The 20,987-nt window shown below is 70.1% G+C and carries 21 protein-coding genes and 3 pseudogenes; 10 read left to right on the forward strand and 14 right to left on the reverse strand.

All coding sequences use genetic code 11. The annotated features are described in order from the left end of the window. The first annotated feature begins 12 nt into the window (after positions 1-12). Positions 13-408: a hypothetical protein gene (locus ACGF5G_RS12710; protein ID WP_393262021.1), complete on the forward strand. Its 396-nt coding sequence runs from the start codon at positions 13-15 to the stop codon at positions 406-408. Positions 409-822: 414 nt separating this feature from the next. Here ACGF5G_RS12710 and ACGF5G_RS12715 read toward each other — a convergent pair whose 3' ends face one another. Further along, positions 823-966, reverse strand: a complete 144-nt coding sequence (locus ACGF5G_RS12715) for a hypothetical protein (protein WP_393262024.1) — start codon at positions 964-966, stop codon at positions 823-825. Positions 967-990: 24 nt separating this feature from the next. Between ACGF5G_RS12715 and ACGF5G_RS12720 the strand changes: the two are divergent. Next, positions 991-1,284: pseudogene (locus ACGF5G_RS12720) on the forward strand (RNA polymerase subunit sigma-24); the annotation flags it as partial. 93 nt (positions 1,285-1,377) lie between these two features. Then, complete coding sequence (locus tag ACGF5G_RS12725; RefSeq protein WP_393262027.1) at positions 1,378-1,734, forward strand: DoxX family protein; 357 nt, start codon at positions 1,378-1,380, stop codon at positions 1,732-1,734. A gap of 742 nt (positions 1,735-2,476) precedes the next feature. Here the strand turns inward: ACGF5G_RS12725 and ACGF5G_RS12730 are convergent. The 3 genes from ACGF5G_RS12730 to ACGF5G_RS12740 form a co-directional block, all read right to left on the reverse strand. Further along, the gene (locus ACGF5G_RS12730; RefSeq protein WP_393262029.1) at positions 2,477-3,313 is read right to left on the reverse strand and encodes a hypothetical protein; all 837 of its coding nucleotides are present in this window, start codon (positions 3,311-3,313) and stop codon (positions 2,477-2,479) included. 227 nt (positions 3,314-3,540) lie between these two features. Then, a complete protein-coding gene (locus ACGF5G_RS12735; RefSeq protein ID WP_393262032.1) occupies positions 3,541-4,497 on the reverse strand; it encodes a sigma-70 family RNA polymerase sigma factor in 957 nt (318 codons plus the stop codon). Positions 4,498-4,507: 10 nt separating this feature from the next. Continuing rightward, positions 4,508-5,707 (reverse strand): NAD(P)/FAD-dependent oxidoreductase, encoded by a 1,200-nt coding sequence (locus tag ACGF5G_RS12740; protein ID WP_393262035.1) that lies wholly within the window; start codon positions 5,705-5,707, stop codon positions 4,508-4,510. 194 nt (positions 5,708-5,901) lie between these two features. Between ACGF5G_RS12740 and ACGF5G_RS12745 the strand changes: the two genes are divergently transcribed. Further along, positions 5,902-6,291 (forward strand): hypothetical protein, encoded by a 390-nt coding sequence (locus ACGF5G_RS12745; protein WP_393262037.1) that lies wholly within the window; start codon positions 5,902-5,904, stop codon positions 6,289-6,291. 65 nt (positions 6,292-6,356) lie between these two features. On the opposite strand, the gene ACGF5G_RS12750 is transcribed toward ACGF5G_RS12745, so the two are convergent. From ACGF5G_RS12750 to ACGF5G_RS12760, 3 genes and pseudogenes are all read right to left on the reverse strand, one after another. Beyond that, positions 6,357-6,719: a hypothetical protein gene (locus ACGF5G_RS12750; protein ID WP_393262040.1), complete on the reverse strand. Its 363-nt coding sequence runs from the start codon at positions 6,717-6,719 to the stop codon at positions 6,357-6,359. Positions 6,720-6,735: 16 nt separating this feature from the next. Then, a pseudogene (locus ACGF5G_RS12755) lies at positions 6,736-6,983 on the reverse strand (IS256 family transposase); the annotation flags it as partial. 22 nt (positions 6,984-7,005) lie between these two features. Further along, entirely contained in the window at positions 7,006-7,632 is a 627-nt protein-coding gene (locus tag ACGF5G_RS12760; RefSeq protein WP_393262042.1) for a class I SAM-dependent methyltransferase, read from the reverse strand. A gap of 131 nt (positions 7,633-7,763) precedes the next feature. On the opposite strand from ACGF5G_RS12760, the gene ACGF5G_RS12765 reads away from it, so the two are divergent. Together ACGF5G_RS12765 and ACGF5G_RS12770 are read left to right on the forward strand one after the other, a co-directional pair. Next, positions 7,764-8,939, forward strand: coding sequence for a sensor histidine kinase (locus tag ACGF5G_RS12765; protein ID WP_393262045.1), 1,176 nt, complete (start codon positions 7,764-7,766; stop codon positions 8,937-8,939). Further along, the gene (locus tag ACGF5G_RS12770; protein WP_393262047.1) at positions 8,936-9,628 is read left to right on the forward strand and encodes a response regulator; all 693 of its coding nucleotides are present in this window, start codon (positions 8,936-8,938) and stop codon (positions 9,626-9,628) included. The genes ACGF5G_RS12765 and ACGF5G_RS12770 overlap by 4 nt, the downstream gene beginning before the upstream one ends. A gap of 142 nt (positions 9,629-9,770) precedes the next feature. Here ACGF5G_RS12770 and ACGF5G_RS12775 read toward each other — a convergent pair. Beyond that, positions 9,771-10,409 (reverse strand): annotated as a pseudogene (locus tag ACGF5G_RS12775) (phosphotransferase); the annotation flags it as partial. Here ACGF5G_RS12775 and ACGF5G_RS12780 point away from each other — a divergent pair. The 4 genes from ACGF5G_RS12780 (at position 10,369) to ACGF5G_RS12795 (ending at position 12,571) form a co-directional block, all read left to right on the forward strand. After that, positions 10,369-10,527 (forward strand): hypothetical protein, encoded by a 159-nt coding sequence (locus ACGF5G_RS12780; RefSeq protein WP_393262049.1) that lies wholly within the window; start codon positions 10,369-10,371, stop codon positions 10,525-10,527. The pseudogene ACGF5G_RS12775 and the gene ACGF5G_RS12780 overlap by 41 nt on opposite strands. Beyond that, complete coding sequence (locus ACGF5G_RS12785) at positions 10,518-10,715, forward strand: hypothetical protein (protein ID WP_393262050.1); 198 nt, start codon at positions 10,518-10,520, stop codon at positions 10,713-10,715. The genes ACGF5G_RS12780 and ACGF5G_RS12785 overlap by 10 nt, the downstream gene beginning before the upstream one ends. 168 nt (positions 10,716-10,883) lie before the next feature. Beyond that, on the forward strand, positions 10,884-11,825 hold the full coding sequence (locus ACGF5G_RS12790) for an ATP-binding cassette domain-containing protein (RefSeq protein WP_393262053.1): 942 nt from the start codon (positions 10,884-10,886) through the stop codon (positions 11,823-11,825). Beyond that, positions 11,822-12,571 carry an ABC transporter permease gene (locus ACGF5G_RS12795; RefSeq protein ID WP_393262055.1) on the forward strand — a complete coding sequence of 250 codons (750 nt, stop codon included), beginning with the start codon at positions 11,822-11,824 and terminating at the stop codon, positions 12,569-12,571. Before ACGF5G_RS12790 ends, ACGF5G_RS12795 begins: the two co-directional genes overlap by 4 nt. Here the strand turns inward: ACGF5G_RS12795 and ACGF5G_RS12800 are convergent. From ACGF5G_RS12800 to ACGF5G_RS12825, 6 genes are all read right to left on the reverse strand, one after another. Further along, positions 12,555-15,692 carry a BTAD domain-containing putative transcriptional regulator gene (locus ACGF5G_RS12800; protein ID WP_393262057.1) on the reverse strand — a complete coding sequence of 1,046 codons (3,138 nt, stop codon included), beginning with the start codon at positions 15,690-15,692 and terminating at the stop codon, positions 12,555-12,557. The two genes, ACGF5G_RS12795 and ACGF5G_RS12800, sit on opposite strands and share 17 nt — an antisense overlap. Positions 15,693-15,772: 80 nt before the next feature. After that, positions 15,773-16,912, reverse strand: coding sequence for a PucR family transcriptional regulator (locus tag ACGF5G_RS12805; protein ID WP_393262059.1), 1,140 nt, complete (start codon positions 16,910-16,912; stop codon positions 15,773-15,775). Beyond that, positions 16,905-17,693 (reverse strand): ABC transporter permease subunit, encoded by a 789-nt coding sequence (locus ACGF5G_RS12810; protein ID WP_393262061.1) that lies wholly within the window; start codon positions 17,691-17,693, stop codon positions 16,905-16,907. The genes ACGF5G_RS12805 and ACGF5G_RS12810 overlap by 8 nt, the downstream gene beginning before the upstream one ends. Then, positions 17,671-18,597, reverse strand: a complete 927-nt coding sequence (locus ACGF5G_RS12815) for an ABC transporter ATP-binding protein (RefSeq protein WP_393262063.1) — start codon at positions 18,595-18,597, stop codon at positions 17,671-17,673. The genes ACGF5G_RS12810 and ACGF5G_RS12815 overlap by 23 nt, the downstream gene beginning before the upstream one ends. A 248-nt stretch (positions 18,598-18,845) precedes the next feature. Next, positions 18,846-19,529, reverse strand: a complete 684-nt coding sequence (locus tag ACGF5G_RS12820) for a potassium channel family protein (RefSeq protein ID WP_393262066.1) — start codon at positions 19,527-19,529, stop codon at positions 18,846-18,848. Continuing rightward, positions 19,522-20,883 (reverse strand): TrkH family potassium uptake protein, encoded by a 1,362-nt coding sequence (locus ACGF5G_RS12825; protein ID WP_393262069.1) that lies wholly within the window; start codon positions 20,881-20,883, stop codon positions 19,522-19,524. Before ACGF5G_RS12825 ends, ACGF5G_RS12820 begins: the two co-directional genes overlap by 8 nt. Between the last annotated feature and the right edge of the window lie 104 nt (positions 20,884-20,987).

Raw genomic sequence — 20,987 nt, forward strand, 5'->3', positions numbered from 1 at the left:
AGAGAGGCTACCGTGACCATTTTCGAGAAGGCCACACGGGAGAAGTTCCGCTATCCGTCGGCCAAGGGACTGCTGACCACTGAACAGCTGTGGGAGCTTCCGCTGACCGCCAAGTCCGGCTTCAGCCTCGATGATGTGGCCAAGGCGGTCAACGCCGAGCTCAAGGCCGTCGACACCGAGTCGTTCGTGGCCACCGAGGCCAATCCAGCCAAGGCAACCTTGGAGACCAAGCTGGAGGTCGTCAAGCACGTCATCGCCGTCCGCCTCACGGAGGACCAGGCGGCGAAGGCGGCGGCGACCAAGAAGCTGGAGAAGGAGAAGCTGCTGGCGGTCCTGGCCCGCAAGCAGGACGCGGTCCTGGAAAACCTGACCGAGGCAGACCTACTGGCCCGAATCAACAACCTGTAGCCCGCCGACAATCAGCGTCTGCCAGCGGACCCGCACATCGCCGAGAAGTACGGTCGCCATGCAAGACCTGTGCGGCCAGGCCGGCGCTCACGGCCACTTCTCGGCGAACTCACATCGGTACAACAGCGACCGCGACGCCCTCTCATCGGCAGATCCGCACCGCGAGCCGCGAGCGGTCACGTAACCCTGCGTAGCGCGCGGATCGCGGCAGATGAGGATGCGCCAGTGCTCGCCGACTAAGACGTCACCGGGCTCGGTCCAGTCGGCTTCCTCGAACTGACCGTCGAGGAACTGCGCGGGGTGCGAACTGGCTTGCCCTCCTCCACGCCGGACAACTCGATGTCCGCGCGCCGCCGCGATGCTCCCAGGCCGGTCGCCGGCGTAGCGGAGATGTCTCGTGCCGATGCAGGCTTCTCACACCCGCACGCGGGGGTCGGCCAGCACGTTGGCGACCGCGGCCGTCATCCCGTCAACGCACAGCGTCGGCGCGCCGACCATGAACTCCTCTCGGTCGAGCCACTCCACGCGCTCGACGCCCGGCGCGGCCAGGATGCCCACGTCGAGCTGCAGCGACGCGTGGTCGTCGAGGTTCTGGCACCGAACGTGACGATGGTCAGCGACGGCGGCGGCCTCACCGGTGCGCCACGCAAGCTCATCCACGGTTCGGACCTCGTGGCCCGGGCCATCGTCGTTCTCTCCCGGCAACAGCCGGTGGGCTCGACGGCCGGGGTGCTCCACCTCAACGGTGGCCCCGGTGTCGTCGTCCGCTGTGACGGAACGCCGGTGCTCGCGATGACCCTGCACACGGTGGAGGGTCTGGTTCAGACCATCCACGTCGTCAGCAACCCACAGAAGCTGACAGCCATAGCGCTGTGAGTTAGAACACTCAACACCGTGTCACACATCGGGGTCGTCACCTCGTCTGTGAGCGACTGGTCAACCGCCACTTTTACACATACGGAGACGCCGATGTTCGCCATCTATCTCACGGTGACCCTGCTCGCCTCAGCCCTCAACGGTTCGGCCGCCATCGCAAACGTGATCGGCCACGAATACCCAAAGACGGAGGCGGACCGTAATCGGATACCCCGATCGTGGGTACGACCATTGGGAATGCTCCTGGGCGCGGGCGCGCTCGGCTTGCTGGCCGGGTTGGTCGTGCCGGTCGTGAGTACGCTCGCGGCAGCCGGTCTGGTCTTGTACTTCCTTGGCGCGCTGGGCGCACATATTCGGGCGGGTAATTTCCGACTCGGCGCCTGGGCACTTTTCTTCGGACTCGCTCTGGCCGCACTCACCGTCAACCTCGCCTACCATCCGGACGCTTGATGCAACTGGTGGGCGGGGGTCGGCGCTGAAGGTCATATCGGCGTCGGTGCCTACCAACGTGTCTGACAGCGTGAACCGCCGCACTCGCGTCCGAACCGGCACGTCGCCGGTGGACGGCCGGTGCGCTATGCCGATGAGCGAATGGCATCCGCTCATCGGCAGATCCGCGCACTGCCGCGCAGCCGCACCAGCAGTCTTGGCCTCACGCACCGTTACTTGACTCTTGGCGAGATCGGCCCCGCGGGTGGGGCCAGTGGTGAACCGTCACGCCAGCTCCACGTCAGGGTTGAAACAGCTCACTGGCAGGCTTGCGGCTCAGGCACGTTCCGGGGGTTCTTGGCCTGCGGCGCGAAGCCTCCTGAGACACTGAGCGCGTGCGACAGGCGTTCGCTCATGAGGCAGTCCTCGTCATGGAGGCGGGGGCAGATCTGCGGGCCCCGGGGGCAGCGATCACGGCGGCGTTGTGCGGACGCTGGGATCATGAGCCGCCGTGCCCCCTGGCGCCGCACCACAGTCACGCGGACTGGGTCGATGGCGAGTTGCATTTGAGGATCTTGTTCGCTGTCGAGCCCGACATGGAACCTGTCGTCCGTCAACGCATCGACCTGGCGCTGTCCAGCGGCGAGCTGCGGGGCCCGGACGACACAACCACTCGGTGGCGGCTGCACCGCAGTCGACACAGCGACGTCTCAACGAAGGAAACTGAGCACGCTGAGCGCCTGACGCGGGATTGAACCACTGATCAAGGTATCTCCAGGACGGGACGCACCGGAGTCTCTCCGGTGAGGCCGCCGTCGTAGACGGCCTCCGCCAGGTCCGGGTCGCGGTAGGCGGTGGCGAGGGTGAGCCAGGTCAGAAACCTGCCATAGCCACCGCACAGTGCCGCGCCGCCGTCTCCGCCGCACAGGACCGCTGGGTCGGTGGTGAACTCGGCCCGGTACGGGTCGTCTCCGATGACCAGGCCGAACAGGTTCGGTTCTTGGATGAGGGGCACGTCGCCGTAGGGTTCGCCCTCGGGATACTCGTCGCCCCAGCGGAACAGGTGGGTGGCCCCGGCGGCGCAGGCGTACTCCCATTCGTCGGGAGTCGGCGGTCGCAGGCCGCGGCGATCGAGTCCGGCCATCAGCCAGGCGTGGTCGTACTCCTCGTCGCTGTCGTCGAGATCATCGGCCTCGTCGTCGGCTGCCAGCAGCGCGTCGGCTTCCTCGGCGCGAACCGCGACGAGCCGGGCCGGTAGAAACACGTGGCGCGGCGGCGAGGTGGCCTCGGCTACGAAACGGCCGAGCGGCCTGGTCAGGTCGTACTGTGCGGTGGCCGTGGTGAAGTCGGTGAGCTGCCGGGCGCTGGGAACGAAGCGGTCGGCGTCATGGCCGAGCTGTACGGTGCCGCCTGGCACCAGGGCGTAGCGGATGCCGTCGCGATCGAAAAATGCGACCCGCCCGGTCCGGCCAACGTACGCATGCGGACCCATGCCAGCGAGACGGACCTCGGTGCTACGCGCGATGGCAGCGGCGGTGCGGCCGGCGGCCTCGTCGGACAGGTCCAACCAAGCAGACAACGTGAGATCGGCGTGCGACACGTAGGCATTATGCCGGCGGGCCGTGCTCTGGACACGGGGCGACAAGCAGGGCCGACCAGCTGGGGCGCCACGGACCTCGGCGGCTCGGCGTGCACCATCAGCTGGTGGAGGCGCAGGCGCGGCACGAAGACCAGGCGCGGGTTGATCGGGGTCACGGTCACGTCGTCGCGCTACGCGAGCGGTTCATCGCAGCGCGGATGCTGCGCCTGGCCGCGGCCGGCATCGGGTCACCACTGGGCGATGAGCGGCGTGTCCGGTTCGTGCTGCCGCCAGGCTTCGGCGAGGCGGGCGAGGCGGGTGGGGGCGGCGATGCCGCGCACGGTTGCGATCTTGCCGTTGGTGATGTCGAACGCCACGGCCCCGAGGACCTGGTCGCCGAGCACGAAGAGGATGGCGGGGCTGCCGTTGACGAGCGCGTAGTGGATGGCGGGCGTGCCGCCGGCAAGTCGCCGTTTCGCGGGTGTGGGTTTGAAGCCGGCCCGTACGACGGCGGCGACGCGCTGCGGAGTGTCGTACCGCTGCAGCGTCTCGGTCAGGCCGGCGCCGTCGGAGATCGCGGTCGCGTCGTCGGTGAGCAGCGCTACCAACCGTTCGGTGCGGCCCGAGGAGGCAGCGGCGAGGAATTCCTCGACGATCCTGCGGGCGGACGCCGGGTCGACTTCGCCGCCGCCGCGTCGGCGCGCGGCGGCGATGTGGCGCCGCGCCCGATGGAGGTGCTGCTGGCTCGCGGACTCGGTGATGTCGAGGATCTCGGCGATCTCGGCGTGGCTGCAGGAGAACGCCTCGCGCAGAACGTAGACGGCCCGCTCGAGGGGTGACAGGCGCTCCATGAGAGTCAGCACGGCCAGGGAGACCGATTCGCGCTGCTCGAACGTGTCGGCCGGGCCGAGCATCGGGTCGCCGGCGAGGAGCGGTTCGGGTAGCCAGGCGCCGATGGTGCGTTCACGGCGTGCTTGTGCCGAGCGGACCCGGTCGAGGCACAGGTTGGTGACGACCTTGGTCAGCCATGCTTCCGGCACCTTGATCCGCTGCCGGTCGGCGGCCTGCCAGTGCAGGAACGCATCCTGCACGGCGTCTTCGGCGTCGGCGGCGGAGCCCAGCAGCCGGTACGCCAGTGAGGCCAGCCGGTTCCGGCTGGCCTCGAACCGACTGGCATCGAAGCGATCGGTGGTGGTGCTGTCCACGCGGATCACCCTAGGCGGCTACGCCGACCGCCTTCGTGGCGGACGCATCCGGCGCGGCGGCCAGGCGGTGCTTACGCTTGGGCAGGCCGAAGGTCGGGTGCGAGGTGGCCCACAGCGAGACCTTGAGGATGCCCGACTTGATCCGCGCGGCCTTCCGGCCGCCCACGTACTTCGGCTTTGCTTGCGCTTCGTCGTCGACCAGCTGCAGGATCCCGTCCCGCCGCCCGAGGCTGATGTGGTTGCCCGGGTAGACCAGCTTGGTGTTCGCGATCTTACGGCCGGTGAGGCGTCCCACGATCGCCTCGATGGCCTGCTGGCCGGTGAAGCCGGCCGAAGCGCAGGACATCGGCAGCGGCCGGCCATTGTCGCCGATGGCGTAGGCGCTGTCGCCGGCGGCGTAGACGTTCGGGTGCGAGACCGACCGCATGGTGCGATCGACGACGATCCGACCGTTTTCGGTGACCTCCAGCCCGCTGGCGGCGGCGATGGGGTTGACCGCGAACCCGGCCGTCCACACGGTTGCGTCGGACGCCAGGGCGGTGCCGTCGGCGCACAGCACCCGCGTCGCTTCGACGGCTTCGACCTTGGTGTGCTCCAGGACGGTGATGCCCAGCCGGGCGCAGGCCTGGCGCAGGTGTCTGCGGGCTCCGGCGGAGAGCCGGGCGCCCAACTCGCCGCGGGCGACCAGCGTCACCGACAGGCCGGGCCGGGCTTCGGCGATCTCGGTGGCGGTCTCGATGCCGGTCAACCCGTCGCCGACGACCAGCACACGCCCGCCTTCGCCCCGCCTGCCCAGGCGCTCGCGCAGGCGCAGGGCCGAGGGCCGGGCGGCGATGTCGAAGGCGTGCTCGACCACGCCGGGGACGCCGTGGTCGTCGCCGTGGCTGCCAAGCGCGTAGAGAAGCGTGTCGTAGCCGAGCTCGCCGCCGCCGTCGGCGTCGGCCACGGCGACGACCTGGCGCTCGGGGTCGACGGCGGTGACACGGGCCAGGCGTAGCCGTATCCCCGTGCCCGCGAAGACGTCGGCGAGTTTCGGAGCCTTGATCTCGTGGCCGGCCGCAAGCTCGTGCAGCCGCAGCCGCTGGACGAAGTCCGGCTCGGCGTTGACCACGGTGATCTCGGTGTCCGCCGGGGACAACCGGCGGGCCAGGTTCCCAGCCACGTGGGCCCCGGCATAGCCGGCGCCGAGGACGACGATGCGGTGCTTCATGTTTTGCTCCCGTCGGTTCGCTTGCTTCCGCGAGTTGAGCGGAACGGCGCCCCGATTGCTGACAGGAACTGCATGTGGCTTGGGTCACAGAGCGGCAGGGGCCGCCCCCAACCATGCGCGGCGCAGATGCAGGCTGAGCTGAACGAGGTGATCTGGTGCCGATCACCACTTGACCCCGCCCGCATAATGCCAGGATGACTGGCGACCGCGTGATGTTGGACGACTCGCGACCCTTCCAGGAACGCGTCCGGCACCTCCGTGACGCCTGGGTCCGGGACGGACGCGGTCGCGCTTTCCTGGTCACCGGCACGGCGTTCTTCGCGGTGTACTGCTGGAGCTTGAACTGCAAGATCGGCGACCCGACGGCTCCGGCGTACGATGCCGAGCTGGCCGAGTTCGTCGCCGCCTCGTACGAACTCAATGGCGGGTCCGTCGGCTGGAACGCCATGCTCACCAGCCGCGAGATCTGTTCCACCTGCCATGACCGGTACCGGCTGGAAAACCTCGGGATCTGCACCGGCTGCATGCGATACACCTGCTATGGCTGCGGCGATCATGAACGCTGCGCCGGCGAACTGCTTTGATCGCGCGGGTGTCTGGTCAAGCGACGCGCTCTCATCGGCTACCTGGGTGGTCGACGTAAGGCCGGTCAGTCCCCGGTGGTCTTTCCCCCGTTCGCCGCGAGGAGGCGGCGGAGCCTTCGGATCTCACCGATCAGGCGTGAGATGTCGCGGCGGGCGCTGGCGATGAACTGGGCGTTCTCGTCCCAGCGTTCGTCCGCGATATCGACGTAGCGGGGGTGCTGGACGAGGGTGGCGGCCACCATCTCGTGATGGTCGAAGTCCGGCCAGCGTTCAGCGAGCCCGGTGTCCGGGATTGTGCTGATGGCGACCAGGCTCATGGCGAAGTCATCGTCGAGTTGACGCACGTACCATGGACCCGGAGTCGCTGCGTCGGCAAGCTCCTCGATCTCGGCGAGTTCCTCGTCGGTCATCGGCTGGGGGGCGTCCATCAGGCAGCGCGGCTCCTCACGTTCGACCAGGGAGTCCGTTGGTAGACCGCGCGCCAGCGCGGACGAGAGCGACGAGGTGGGGTGCGTCGACCGCCCGCCACCGGTCCTCGGCGGCCTCGATGAGCTTGAACGCTATCGCGAGGCCGGCGGCGCGGCTGCCTGGCCCCCTAGTGACGCGGGTGCGGTGCCGGACGGTGGCGAAGGTGGACTCGATCGGGTTCGAGGTGCGTAGGTGTACCAGTGCTCGGCCGGGAAGTCGTAGAACCGGCCAGCTGCCGCTGTGCGGCTACCTCGCTGGCGGGCGGCCCGCGTGCCGGCGGTCGAGGTGGAGCGGGCGGCGGCAGTGGTAGACCAGGGCCGGCGGCAGGTTGGTCCAGACGGTCCGGCCCACGGTCACCTCGTCGAAGGCCCTGGTCAGCAGCGAGTGGAAGCGCCGCGCCGGGCGGGTCGGCAGCGCGTGCCGGTACGCGAAGGTGGTGAACACTCCGCCAGCGCCGAGCGATCCGACCACGGCGTCGAGGATCGCCCGCTGCCGCCCGGCGGGAAAGGCGGCCCAGGGCAGCCCGCTGATCACCACGTCGGCGGACACCAGCCGGCGTTCCGCCAGCAACTCCCCGAGGGTGGCGGCGTCGGCGCGTACCACCTCGATGGTGGGGTGCCGACGGGCCAGGCCGGTGGCGAACGTCGGATTGAGCTCGACCGCCAGGTGGTGGCCGCGGCCGGCCAGCCGTTCCTGGATGGTCCGGGTGAATGCCCCGGTCCCCGGCCCGAGCTCGACCACCAGGGGATGCCCCACCCGCGGTACCGCGGCGGTGATGTCCCGGGCGAGCGTGGTCCCGCTGGGCAACACCGCGCCGGTGGTGAGCGGGTGTCGGATGAACTGGGCGAGGAAGGTCGGCGCGTCACTGGTCACGCCGGTTGACGCTAGGTACGGGACGGCGGGGCGGGGCTCGTGCCGGCGGTCGGCGTATCGGCCACCTGGAGGAGGCATGGCGGCCGATGGGAGGGCCGGCGGGGACGCCGTCCCTCCGTATGGTTGGCCAGGTGATAGGTGGGCGACGCGGCTGGTGGCGGGAGCTGCTGCTCGGGCTGGTCACGGCTGGCCTCGGGCTGGCCAGCACCTGGCTCGCCCGGCCCGGGGTGGCCCGCGAGGAGTGGGCGGGGGTCTTCGCGGTTCTCGCCGGGCTCGCCCTGGTGGCCGTACGGCGGTGGCCCTGGCCGGTGCTGTTCGCGGAGTCGGCGCTGCTGCTCGTCGCCGACGCGGTGACGCCGGCCGGAGCGGGCACCGCGCAGCTCGCCGCGGCGGTCGCGCTGGGCTACGTCGCGTACTGGTGCGGCCGGGCCTCGACGGCGGCGGCCTACGTCCTCTTCCTCGGGGTGACGCTGGTTGACGTCCTGCGGCACGGCGACGCCGGGGTCCTCTCCGGCGGCACGGGGATGATCCGCCTGATCATGCTGGCCGGGGTCGTTGCTGCGCCGGTGGCGTTCGGTCGGTACCTGCGCGGGGTGCGGCACGCCGCGGTGGCGGCCGAGGAGCGTGCCCGGGAGGTGGAGGAGCGCCGGGCGGCGGAGACGCGGGCGGCCCGGCTCGCCGAGCGGGCGGCCATCGCCCGGGACCTGCATGACATCGTGGCCCACCACATCGCGGCGATCGCCCTGCGCGCCGGCGCGGCGCGGTACGCCGTGCAGCACACGGGCCGGACCGAGGAGGCGGTCTCCGCCCTCGGCGAGCTGCGCGACACGGCCGGGCAGGTGCTGGACGAGCTGCGGGAGCTGCTGGAGGTGCTCCGGGACCCGGAGGCGGTCGAGCCCGCCGACCCCCAGGTGGAGCCGGCGCAGGTGATCCGGGACGCCGCCCGACGGGTACGGGAGGCGGGCGTCGCGGTCCAGATGAGCGACCCGGCCGCGCTGGACCGGGTGCCTCTGGTGGTGGGGACGACGGCCGCGCGGGTGGTGCGGGAGGCGCTGACCAACACCCTCAAACATGCCGGGCCCGGGGCGATCGCCTCGGTGGACGTCCGGGTGGTCGACGGTGGGCTGCTGCTGGAGGTGCTGGACAGCGGGCCGGTGAAGCGGCATCCCGTGCTGCCCGCGTCCGGGTACGGGTTGAACGGGATGCGGGAGCGCGTCGGCCTGCTCGGTGGCACGCTCGCCGCGACGGCCACGGACGGCGGTGGCTGGCGGGTGCGGGCCCGGCTACCGATCAGGGAGAACACATGATCAGGGTGCTCGTGGTGGACGACCAGACGCTCGTCCGGGCGGGGGTCGGTCTGCTGCTGCGGACGGCCGGTGGCTTCGAGGTGGTGGGTGAGGCGGGGGACGGCCACGAGGCGGTCCGCCTCGCCGAGCGGCTGCGGCCGGACGTGATCCTCATGGACCTGCGGATGCCCCGGATGGACGGTATCGAGGCGACCCGGCGGATCCTGGACCGGCAGCCGTCCGCTCGGGTGGTGGTGCTGACCACGTTCGCCGACGACGTCAACGTGTACGGCGTGCTCGGTGCGGGCGCGATCGGCTACCTGGTGAAGGACGGCGCCCCGGAGGAACTGGTGGACGCGGTACGCCGGGCGGCGCGGGGGGAGGCGCTGCTGGCGCCGCCGGTGCTGGCCCGGGTCCTGCGCCGGGCGCTCGCCGCCCACGACCGGGAACGCGAGCCCGTCCGGTCGGCGGCGGCGCTGCGGCTGCTCAGTGTCCGGGAGCGGGAGGTCCTGGCCCTGGTCGGCGCTGGGCTGTCGAACGCGGAGATCGGCGCGCGGCTGCATCTGGGGGTGACCACCGTCAAGACGCACGTGTCCGCGGCGATGGAGAAGCTGGTGCTGCGCAACCGGGTGCAGGCGGCGGTGCTGGCGCACCGGCTCGGCCTGGTCGATGACGACTTCAACCCCGTTCCGGGTGCGGGGGGACCCTAGGGAGGCGTAGACCCGCCGCGCCGGCCACGTCCTCGACGTGGAGTCGCGTTACGTGACAGACGTGCGGGCGCTCGACGTACGATCGTGCCGATGCGCGGATGGCTGATCACGCCGTTTGTCGGACGCCGTGGCGATCGCCGGGTCAGCGGATTGTGGCGGTGAGGCGTTGCAGGGCGGCGTGGGCGGGTGGGCCCCAGTTGGGCTTGCCGCCGGGACGGCCGTGGACACCGTCGTCGCCGATGAGGATGCCGCTGAGGGCGCGTACGATCGCCCAGCCGCGGGCGCGGCGCGTGGTGGCGGTGTCCGGGGTCGGCTGGTAGGCCGCGTAGAAGTGTTCGGTCGTGTCGTCCGGGAGCAGGAGCCACCCGGCGGCGAGGTCATATGCCGGGTCGCCCGCGCAGAGGTCGCCGAAGTCGATCACGCCGCAGAAGGTGCCGTCGGTGGTGAGGACGTTGGCCGGGTGCAGGTCGGCGTGGAGCCATAGCGCCGGGCCCGTCCATTGAGGCGCGGTGACCGCGTCGTGCCAGACGGCGCGGACGGCGTCCGGGTCGTCGATCAGCCCTCGCGCGGTGGCGGAGGTGAGCGCCTTGGCGAATCCCCCGGCGTGGTCGGTCAGCGGCCCGCCGCGGTCCCGGCCTGCGGGCGCGCCGTTGGGGGCGGGTTGGTGGAGAGCCGTCAGGAAAGTGGCCATGGATCTGGCCGCGTCGGAGGCTCGCGTGACGGGGGTCCGGTCGGCGGGCGTGCCCGGAACCCAGGTGGTGATGAGCCAGGGCCGAGGGAAGCTGGCGTACCTGCGTTACGTCGAGGCGCAGCAACAGCGGGTGGTGAACTGGCTGCCGGCGATCCCGAGCGCGCGCTGGAGACGACGATCGCGTACGAGCAGGTGGCGGTGGACCTGACCGCGCGGGTGGCGCGGATGGAGCCCGACCCCTACCTGAAGCAGGCGTACGAGTTCGGGGTGCTGGAGGACTTCGACCACCTGTACCGCTACGCCAACCTGTTCGAGATGATCGAGCACCGCAAGGCGGAGAAAGGTGGTGGACGAGCTCACCGAGGTGATGCCCGGCCGCCCCACGCCGCCGGCTGAACCGGTTGGCAGCCGTCGCGAGCGTAGCGACGCACCCTCATGCCAACGAGCTGAGGTTCCGCGAAGCGAGGCTGACGGCTATTCGCTGTGACGAGGTAGAACCCCGTGTCAGTGGCCGTGTCAGGGTCGTGTCAGGCGGCTGACAGGCCGGGCGCCCATGGTGGTCGCATGACAAGTTCAGCGATCGCGGTCTCAGGATTGCGCAAGGCATACAAGGACAAGGTCGTGCTCGACGGCATCGATCTGGATGTCCGCGCGGGGACGATCTTCTCCCTACTAGGTCCCAACGGGGCGGGTAAGACGACCACGGTGAACGTGCTGACCACGCTGGTGAAAGCCGACGGTGGGACGGTACGCATCGCCGGACACGACGTCGTGACCGAGGCCAAGGCGGTGCGCGCGGCGATCGGGGTGACCGGCCAGTTCGCGGCGGTGGACGAACTGCTGACCGGGCGGGAGAACCTGCAGCTGATGGTGGACCTGAGCCAGGTGCCCGCCAAGGGCGGGAAGCGGCTCGTGACGGAGCTTCTGGAACGGTTCGACCTGGTCGAGTCGGCGCAGAAGCCGGTCTCGACCTACTCCGGGGGTATGCGCCGGAAGCTGGATCTGGCGATGACGCTCGTCGGCAACCCGCGGATCATCTTCCTCGACGAGCCGACGACCGGACTCGATCCGCGCAGCCGACGCACGATGTGGTCGATCATCCGTGACCTGGTGGCCGACGGTGTGACCATCTTCCTCACCACCCAGTACCTCGAGGAAGCCGATCAGCTCGCCGACCGGATCGCGGTACTCGATCAGGGCCGGCTGGTCGCTCAGGGCACCCCCGACGACCTCAAGCGCCAGATCCCCGGGACTCATGTCCGGCTCCGGTTCACCACCGTCGCCGAACTCGACGCGGCTGCGCGGGTCCTCAGCGACTCCACCCGGGACGACGAGGTACTGGCCCTGCGGGTTCCCAGCGACGGCGGGACGAGGTCGCTGCGGGCTCTGCTGGACCGGCTCGACGAGTACGCGATCAGTGCCGAGGGACTCTCCGTGCAGACGCCGGATCTCGATGACGTTTTCCTCGCCCTGACGGGCCGTACCACGGAGGTGGCCGCAAAATGAGCACCAAGTCCCACTCGATGGTCATGTTGCGTCGCAACTTCAAGCACATCGCCCGGAATCCGACCTCGGTGTTCAACGCGGTCCTGATGCCGGTCGTGATCATGTTGATGTTCGTGTACATGTTCGGAGACGCCTTCAACGTCGGTGTCGACTACATCGACTACGCGACGCCGGGGCTGATGCTGTTGGCGGTCTGTTACGGGCTCGGGTCCACCGCGACGGCGGTGAACTCCGACATGACGAAGGGCATCATCAACCGGTTCAAAGTCATGCACGTCTCCCGCGGTGCGGTGTTGACCGGTCACGTCATCGCCACTGTGCTGACCAACCTGGTCGCCATTGCGGCCCTCATCGGGGTGGCCTTCCTGCTGGGGTTCAGCCCGTCGGCGAGTTTCTTCGACTGGCTCGGCGCGATCGGCATGGTCGTGCTGCTCGGTTTTGCGGCCGGCTGGCTCACGGTGGCCCTGGGATTGTCGGCGAAGTCTCCGGAAACGGCGGGTCTGGCCTCCGTGCCGCTGGTCATGCTGCCGTTCTTCAGCAGCGCGATCGTGCCGGCGGACAAGATGGGGCCCGGGCTCCGGGAGTTCGCGGAGTATCAGCCCTTCACGCCGATCATCGAAACCCTGCGCGGGTTCCTCAACGGTGCACCGTCCTCCGGTGACGTGATCCCGGCCCTCGCCTGGTGCGTCGGCATCGCTCTCGTCGGGTACCTGTGGGCGCGTTCCACGTTCACGAAGCGAGCGTGACCTCGACCAGCTGACTCCAGCTCGTCTCGGTGCCCTCCCGAGCCGCCTCGGCGAACCGCGCGTCGCCGAGGCGGCGCCGCACTGTCTGCTCGATCCGGGCCACATCCGGGTGGGAGCGATCCGGCAGTCCACGCACACCAGCGCTCGCGGCGAGCAGCCGCGCGGCCTGCTCGGGCTCGTCGCGACGCAGCGCCAGGTCCGCGACGCCGACGAGCACCTGCGCGATCAACGGTGCGTAGCCGGCCTCGATCGCCGCCTGACACGCCGCCACGCGATGCGTACGGGCCTGGTCGACATCGTCGGTCAGGTAGCCCAGCAGGTCGTGGGTCCCCGCGCGGATGCCGGCCAGCTCCGCGTCGTTGCCCAGCAGAGCTGTCAGGACTCCGAGCTGCTTGTACGCCTCCTCGGCGTCACCGCTCCAGCGCGCGAACTCCGCCTTCGACAGCGCCAGCTCGGCCAGCGCGCCCGGCCACGTGACCCGTTCCGCGAACCGTTGCGCCTCGGCTGTGGCGGCCGCGCTGGCATCCTCATCGCCCAGCAACCAGTACAGCCGCGCCTGTCGCGATCGCATCCGGATGACGTCCTCGATGGCGCCGACTTCGGTGACGACCGCGATCGCCTCTTCGTAGTGCTCGCACGCAGCGGCGAACTCACCGCGTACGGCGATCAGCTCCGCCAGCTCGGTCAGGGCGAACGAGATCCCGAACCGTTCGCCGAGGGCCCGGAACTCGGTGAGCGCACGCTCGAAATGCGCGTCCACATCCCGCCCGTCCTGGCCGAGGATGATCCGCATCTTGCCGAGGTGCAGCCGGGCCAGTGCGCGTACCCAGGCGTCCTCGTGGTCCAGCAGTGTTTCCCAGGCGGGCAGGAGCGCGTCCGGCTCCCGCAACATGCGTTCCAGCGGGACGACGAGCGCCATCCCCGGGTGGCTGCCTCGACTGCGCCGGCTGAACTCGTACGCCTTGTGGATCCACTCCGCCGCATGGTGTGCGTCGCCCGGCCCGGAGTTCAGGAACAGCACCACGAGCGCGTACACCGTGGCCCGGATCTCGTCGGGCACCTCACCGGGCGTCTCGGTGGCCGCGGTGATCAGCTCCATGCCCTCGGTCCGGTGGCCGCCGAGCCACCAGTACCAGCCGGCGCCTGCGGCCAGCCGCATCGCCGCATGCGCCTCGCCGGCCGCGAGCGCACCGCGCATCGCCGAAGCGATGTTGTCGTGCTCGGCCTCGAGGAGGGCAAGCCATGTCACCTGGTCGGCGCGGCGAAGCTGCGGCTCCGCCTCCTCGGTGAGTTCGGTGAAGTGGACGAGATGCGCGTGGCGCGCCAGATCCGACTCCCCCGCCTCGGCGAGCCGGTGCGCGGCGTACTCCTTGATCGTGACGAGCATGCGGTAGCGCGGAGCGCCCTCGCCCTCGGCGACCAGCAGCGACTTCTCGGTCAGCGCGGTGAGCAGATCGAGCACCTCCTCCTGCTCGACCGCGTCGCCGGCGCAGACCCGCTCGGCCGCCTCCAGGCTCGCCCCGCCTGAGAACACCGAGAGCCTGCGCAGGACCGCTCGCTCGGCGTCGGTCAGCAGCTCCCAGCTCCAGTCGACCATCGCGCGCAGCGTCCGGTGCCGGGGCAACGCGGTACGGCTGCCGCCGGTCAGCAGGCGGAACCGGTCGTCGAGCCGGTTGGCGAGCTGGTCGACGGACATGGTGCGCAACCTGGCCGCGGCCAGTTCGATCGCCAGCGGCATCCCGTCCAGCGCCCGGCAGACGCGCGCCATCGTCGACAGCGTGTGGGCGTCGACGCCGAGATCCCTGCGCACCGCGCTCGCCCGGTCCCGCAGCAACCGGACGGCGGGAGAGGACGCGATCTCGCCGGGGCTGGCGTCCCCGTCCGGCAAGGCCAGCGGCGCGACCGGCCACAACGCCTCGCCGGTGATGCCGAGCGGTTCCCTGCTCGTCGCCAGGATCCGCAGCCGCCGGCACTCCCCGAGCAGCCGATGGGCGAACGCCGCCGCCGCCTCGATCACGTGCTCGCAGTTGTCCAGGATCAGCAGCGCCTCCCGCTCCCGGATCGCGGCGATGAGCCGGTCGATCAGCTCCACGTTCGGCGCCTCGCCGAGCAGAGCGTCCCGGAGGCCGAGCCCGGTGAGCGTCGCCTGCACCACGTCGCCGTCGGCGCCGACGGCGGCGAGCTCCACCAGCCAGACGCCGTCCGACAGGTCGTCGAGCAGCCTACGCGCGGTTTCCGTGGCCAGCCTGGTCTTCCCCGAGCCGCCCGGCCCGATCAGGGTGGTGAGCCGGTGTTCGGCGACGAGTGCGCCAACCGCGGCGACCGCGTCGTCCTTGCCGATGAAGCTGGTCAGCTCGGCACGCAGGTTGGTCCTCCGGCTTTCCTCCCGCCGTCCCAGCTCGCCCCGCAGCAGCGCGACGTGCAGTGCCGACAGCTCCGGTGAGGGGTCGACGCCCAGCGCGTCGGCCAGGGCTTCGCTCGTGCGCTGGTACACGAGCAACGCCTCGGTATCGCGACCGGTCGCGGCGAGGGCACGCATCAGCGCAGCGACGAGTCGTTCTCGCACCGGGTGCACGGCCACCAGGTCGGTCAGTTCCGTGACCAGCTCCGCACCGTGACCGAGGCTGATCTCCGCGTCGAACCGATCCTCCATGGCGGTCACGCGTAGCCTCTCGAGCCGGGTGGCCGCCGCGTCGAGCGCCGCGCTGTCGGGCAGACCGACGTCCTGCATGGCCGCACCGCGCCACAACGCGAGGGCCTCGCGCAGCCGCCGTACCCGCTGCGGGTCCTCGCCGTCGCGGGCCCGGCCGACGAGACGTTCGAACCGTACGGCGTCGACGGCGTCGGGCTCCACCGTCAACCGGTAGCCGTCCGTCTGCCCCTCGACCAACCCTTCCGGAAGCACCTTTCGCAGCCGGGAAACCAGGCGTTGCAGGGCGTTCGCCGCGTCAGAGGGCGGGTGTCCACCCCAGATCCAGTCGACGAGTGTCGCCTTCGGAACTACGTGACCTGGCCTGAGCGCGAGGGCGACCAACAGCCCGCGCAACCGCGCGCCCGGCACGTCGGCCAGGACGCCGTCGTCCGTGCGGACCTCGAACGGTCCAAGCATCCCGATCTGCACCTGGCAGATCTTGCCACGGGCGCTCGACAGGCTCACACCGCTGACACGGCGCAGCAGTCATGGAGTGCCGGCACGCCGACCTACCTTGCTGACACCCCCTCGGGCCAGCCGAGGAGTCGGGCGCCGAGCACGGCGGCGTGGAGTGTGAAGCGTTGGGTGGGTTCGTTGGGGTGGTAACCGGTCAGGTGGTGGATGCGGTCGAGGCGGTAGGTGACCGCGCGTACGGAGAGGTGCATCTGACGGGCGGTGGCGGTGTGGTTGCCCTGGTTGTCGAAGAGCACGGACAGGGTGTCCAGGTAGGGCTGCACGCCGCCGCGGGCGGTGGTGAGGGGACCCAGGACGGTGGTGACCAGGTCGGTGATCGCGTCGCGGTCGCGCAGCAGGACGGGGAAGACCAGCAGGTCGGCGGCGTTGAGGACGGGTGCGGTGAAACCGAGTTTGGCGGCGTGGTCGAGGGCGTTGCGGGCCTCGTCCAGCGAGGTGGCCAGGCCGCGCACGCCGGGGTGGGGGCGACCGACGGCCACCTGCCAGCCTTCAGCGCCGAGTTCGGCGAGGAGCAGGTGTGCCAGTTCGGCGTCGATGCCCCGTAGGCCCCCGGCGCTGATGCACACCAGGTCGCCTTCGCGCAGCGTGGTGAGGGTGTTACCTGCGCCGAACCGGGCGGCGAGCGCCGCGTCGACGCGGTGGATGAGGTCGGCGGTGAGGCGGGGCGTACGGGCGACCAGAACGGTGTGGGTGGCCGACAGGCGGATGCCGTAGCGGTGAGCGCGTTCGGCCAGGCTGCCGGGTTCGGCTCGGCCGGTGAGCAGGTCATTGACGAACGCGGCACGTTCGGTGTCGTGGCGAACCAGCTCAGCGCGGGCCTGGTCGAGGTAGCCGTCGAGGGCGGCCGACAGCACCGAATGTGCGGTGTCCAAGAGTGTCGCGACGCGGCTGTACACGGCGGTGGGGCTGTCGGCGGGGTCGAGGGGCGACGTGTTCCAGCAGACGCCGGCAGCGGCGAATACGCGGTCGACGAGGTCGTGCGGTTGCAGGTCCTCATCTGCGGCACGGGCGCCCAGCCGGGCGGCAGCCTCGCCCCGCTGGTCGCCGGCTGGGGCGCGCAAGAGGTCCTCGAAGCCTTGGGCCAGCCAGGTGTGAGCGCCCCTGGGCTGTTCCTTCTGGGCGTTGTGGTGGCCGCCCCGATACTGCTGGCGGCCACCACGGTCCGCTTCAGACACCGACGTCGCGGCGATCGAACATGAATACCCCGACGATCGTGGTCACAGCGCCGAAAGCCACGAGGGCGAGCAGTTGCACCGGGTGCCAGCCGGTGTGCAGCGGATCGGTGCCGATGAAGTAGTGAAACGGGGACAGCCAGCGCACCCATTGCCAGCCATCGGACATGCCGCCGATGGCGTTGGCCATGTACGTGGTGACGGCGAGCACACCGGTGACCGCCAGAACCGTACCCCGCTTTCCGGTGGCCGCGCCGGCGAGGAAGGCGACACCGGTGAAGCACCACACCAGGGCGATCAGGCCGACGCCGGCAGCCGCGACGTTGGACAGGGGAATGTCCATGCCCACCTGGGGAACGATGATCATCAGGAGGATCACCGGGATGGCCGCGACCAGCGTGATGGCGCTGCCCGTGGCCGCGAGGCGCTGTCCGGCGAAGGCGGCACGGGACAGCGGGTTGGCCAGCAGCAGTTCCATGCCCCCGTCCTCCTCGGGCCGGGCGATCGTGCGGGCGGTCAACGTGATCGCGCACATGAGGACCAGCAGCGGCCCGATCAGGCTGAAGATCGTCGCCTGCAGGTAGCCGGCCGGCGAGAGCATGTCGGCGATGCCGAGGAAGTCCAGCATTCCCTGGGGCAGGGCGTCCTGTTTCAGTTCCGCGGCTCCCTGGAACTGGCTGTAGAAGGAGGTGTAGATGACGGTGAAGAGGGCGACGCCGGCGGCCCAACCGATCAGCGCCCGGCGGTCGTCGCGCCAGGTCTTACGCACCAGCGCGGGAAGCATCGCCGGCTCCTTCCGAGTGGTAGTAGAACGACAGGAACGTCTCCTCCAGGTCGGGCTCGGCCGACAGCATGTCCACGACCTCGTGTCGTGCCGCCGCCTTGATCACGGGGTCGAGGCGGCCATCCACCGTGCACCGGAGCACCGGCCCGGACACCGCCACGTCACTGACCCCGGGGAGGACCCTGAACTCCGCCGGATCCACGGGATCGTCGAAGTGGATCTCCACCGATCGGACGGCCCGCTTGCCGAGCGACTCGACGCGTTCGACCGCGGCCAGCCTGCCGTCGCGGATGATGGCCACCCGGTCGGCGGTCTGCTGCACCTCGGCGAGGACGTGGGAGGACATGAAGACGGTCTGGCCGGCGTCGCGGGCGTCGCGGACCATGGCCAGGAACTCCTGCTGCATGAGCGGGTCCAGGCCGCTGGTGGGCTCGTCCAGGATCAGCAGCGCCGGTTGGTGCATGAACGCCTGCACCAGGCCGACCTTCTGCTTGTTGCCCTTGCTCATGGTGCGTACCGGGCGGGACAGGTCCAGGTCGAGCCGCTCGGCCAGATCGGTCACCCGCGACCAGGCCACGCCGCCCCGGGCGTCACCGAAGAACCGCAGCAGGTCTTCTGCCTTCTCCCTGCCGGGAAACGCCAGTTCGCCAGGTAGGTAGCCGATCTGCCGGTGCAGGGCGGCCTTGTCCCGGCGCGGGTCGAGCCCGAGCACGGTCGCGCGGCCGGAGGTCGGCCGCAGGAAGTCCAGCAGCAGCCGGATGGTGGTGGTCTTTCCGGCGCCGTTGGGCCCGAGGAAGCCCATCACCTCCCCGACGCGGACCTCAAGGGTGAGACTTTCGATGCCGCGGCGTTGGCCGTAGAACTTCGTCAAGTCCTCGGCGAGCAGGGCGAGGTCGTTGGTCATGCTCCACATCGTGGCGCTCACGCCCGTCCGGCATCCAGGGCCGCATTCGGCCGACATCGGGCAGGACAATTGCCGACACTCGGCAACCAGGAGGGGAAAGGCAACTCGGCGGGGATCCACAACCCACCGGAAACCCCGTGAACGTTGCCGGACGCAGCACCAACTGTCTGCTCATCCACCTGGCGACGAACGGCGACCTTCCACGGGCAGCGCGATCATGTGGGCCGACGCCCATTCCTGACCGGCTTCTAGTCACTGGTGGCGAAGCGTTCGACGTTGTCAACGGTGCCGACGACGAGGATGAGGTCGCCGTAGGCGAGGACCGTGTCGGGCGTGGCGTAGGTGAAGACGCGTGGTCTGCCGCCTGGTACGGCCGCCTCTGGCTTGACGGCCACGACAGTCACGCCCCACTTGCTACGGACCCGGGACTCGCGCAGTGGTACGCCGACGATGTCGCGGGGTGGGGTGGTCTTGACGACGGCGAAGTCGGCGTCGACTTCGACGTAGTCGAGGATCCGTCCGGAGAGCAGGTGGGCGACCCGTTCGCCCATGTCGTGTTCGGGTGCGACGACGTGGTGGGCGCCGACGCGCGTGAGGATGTTGCTGTGCTGGGCGCTGATGGCCTTGGCCCAGATGTCAGGGATACCGAGTTCGGACAACAGGCTGGTGGTGAGGATGCTGGCCTGGATGTCGGTGCCGATGGCCACCACGGCGCGGTGGAACTCGGCGACGCCGAGTTGCCGCAGGGCTTCGATGTCGGTGGAGTCGGCGGTGATCACGTGCGGAAGCTGCCCGGAGAGAGCCTGCACGACTTTCGGGCGGTGGTCGATGCCGAGCACCTCGGTGCCCCGATTGACCAGCTCCAGAGCCAGGGCGGTGCCGAACCGCCCCAGCCCGATCACAACGACCGGTTCGGTGGGTGCCTCAGCCAACGATCGTCCTCTCCTCGGGTAGCTCGAAGCGGCGGTTACGGTCGCGCAGCGCCAGCGCCGATGCCAGGGTGAGCGGACCGACGCGGCCGGCGAACATCAGCACGATCAGCAGTACGTCGGCCTCTGGTGGCAGGTTAGCGGTGATGCCGGTGGACAGGCCGACGGTGGCGAACGCGGACACCACCTCGAACAGCACGATGTCCAGCCGGTACGGGGTGATGGCCAGCAGCAGGAACGTGGCGGTGACCACGGCGCCGACGCCGAGCAGGGCGATCGCGAGGGCTTGGCGCTGGTTGCTGGCGGAGATGCGCCGCCGACCGACGTTGACGTGGATCTCGCCGCGCATCTCCGACCAGAGCACGAACGCCAGCAGCCCGAAGGTGGTCACCTTGATGCCGCCGGCGGTGCCGGCGCTGCCGCCACCGATGAACATCAGCACGTCGCTGGCGAGCAGGCTCTCCGGTCGCATCCCGCCGATGTCGACGCTGTTGAACCCGGCGGTGCGGGTCATGGCCGAGGCGAAGAATCCGGCCAGCAGCTTCTCCGGGCCGGCGAGCGGGCCGAGGGTGCGCGGATTGGAGAACTCGGTGAGGGTGAGAACGGCGGTGCCGAGAACGAGCAGCACGGCGGTCAGGCCGACGGTGATGCGGGTCAGCACCGACCACAACGCCGGGCGGCGCCAGCACTTGAGGAGTTCGAACACGACGGGGAATCCCAGCCCGCCCAGGATGACCGCGGCGGCGATGGTCAACGAGATCCAGGGGTCGGTGACGTAGCCGACGAGGTTGTCGGCGTTGGTGGAGAACCCGGCGTTGTTGAACGCCGACACCGCGTGGAACACCCCGTCGTACAGCGCCTCGCCGAACGGCATGTGGTAGGCGGTGGCGAAGCGCAGGGTCAGCACCACCGCGACGACGGCTTCGCTGACGAGGCTGAACAGCACGATCCGGCGGACCACCGCACGGATGTCGGTGAGGGTGAGGCTCTTCGTCTCGGCTTGGGCCAGGAACCGGGCCCGCAGGCCGAGCCGGCGGGACAGCAGCACGGTGAACAGCGTCGCGAGGGTCATGATCCCCAGCCCGCCCGCCTGGATGAGCAGGAGGATCGTCGCTTGGCCGAAGCCGGACCAGTAGCTGCCGGTGTCGACGGTGGCCAGGCCGGTGACGCAGACGGCGGAGGTCGCGGTGAACAGCGCGTCCACCAGGTCGGCCTGTTCGCCGGATCGGGTGGCCACGGGTAGTGACAGCAGGCCGGTGCCGACGGCCACCGCGACGCCGAAACCGACAGCGATCACCTGCGCCGGATGCCGCAGCCCGCTGCTACGCCGCTGCCATGTCGGTCGTCGGTTCAGCATGCGCCCGCCGCGCAGGTACGACGGCCATCCGCGGTACGTGCCCTCGGCGTTGCCCTCGGACGGGTCAGGGTCATGAACCGCATGCTCTCACGGCGCGGTTGCCA

Origin of the sequence: Micromonospora sp. NPDC047730, assembly GCF_043204765.1 — a bacterium.
Lineage (GTDB): Bacteria > Actinomycetota > Actinomycetes > Mycobacteriales > Micromonosporaceae > Micromonospora.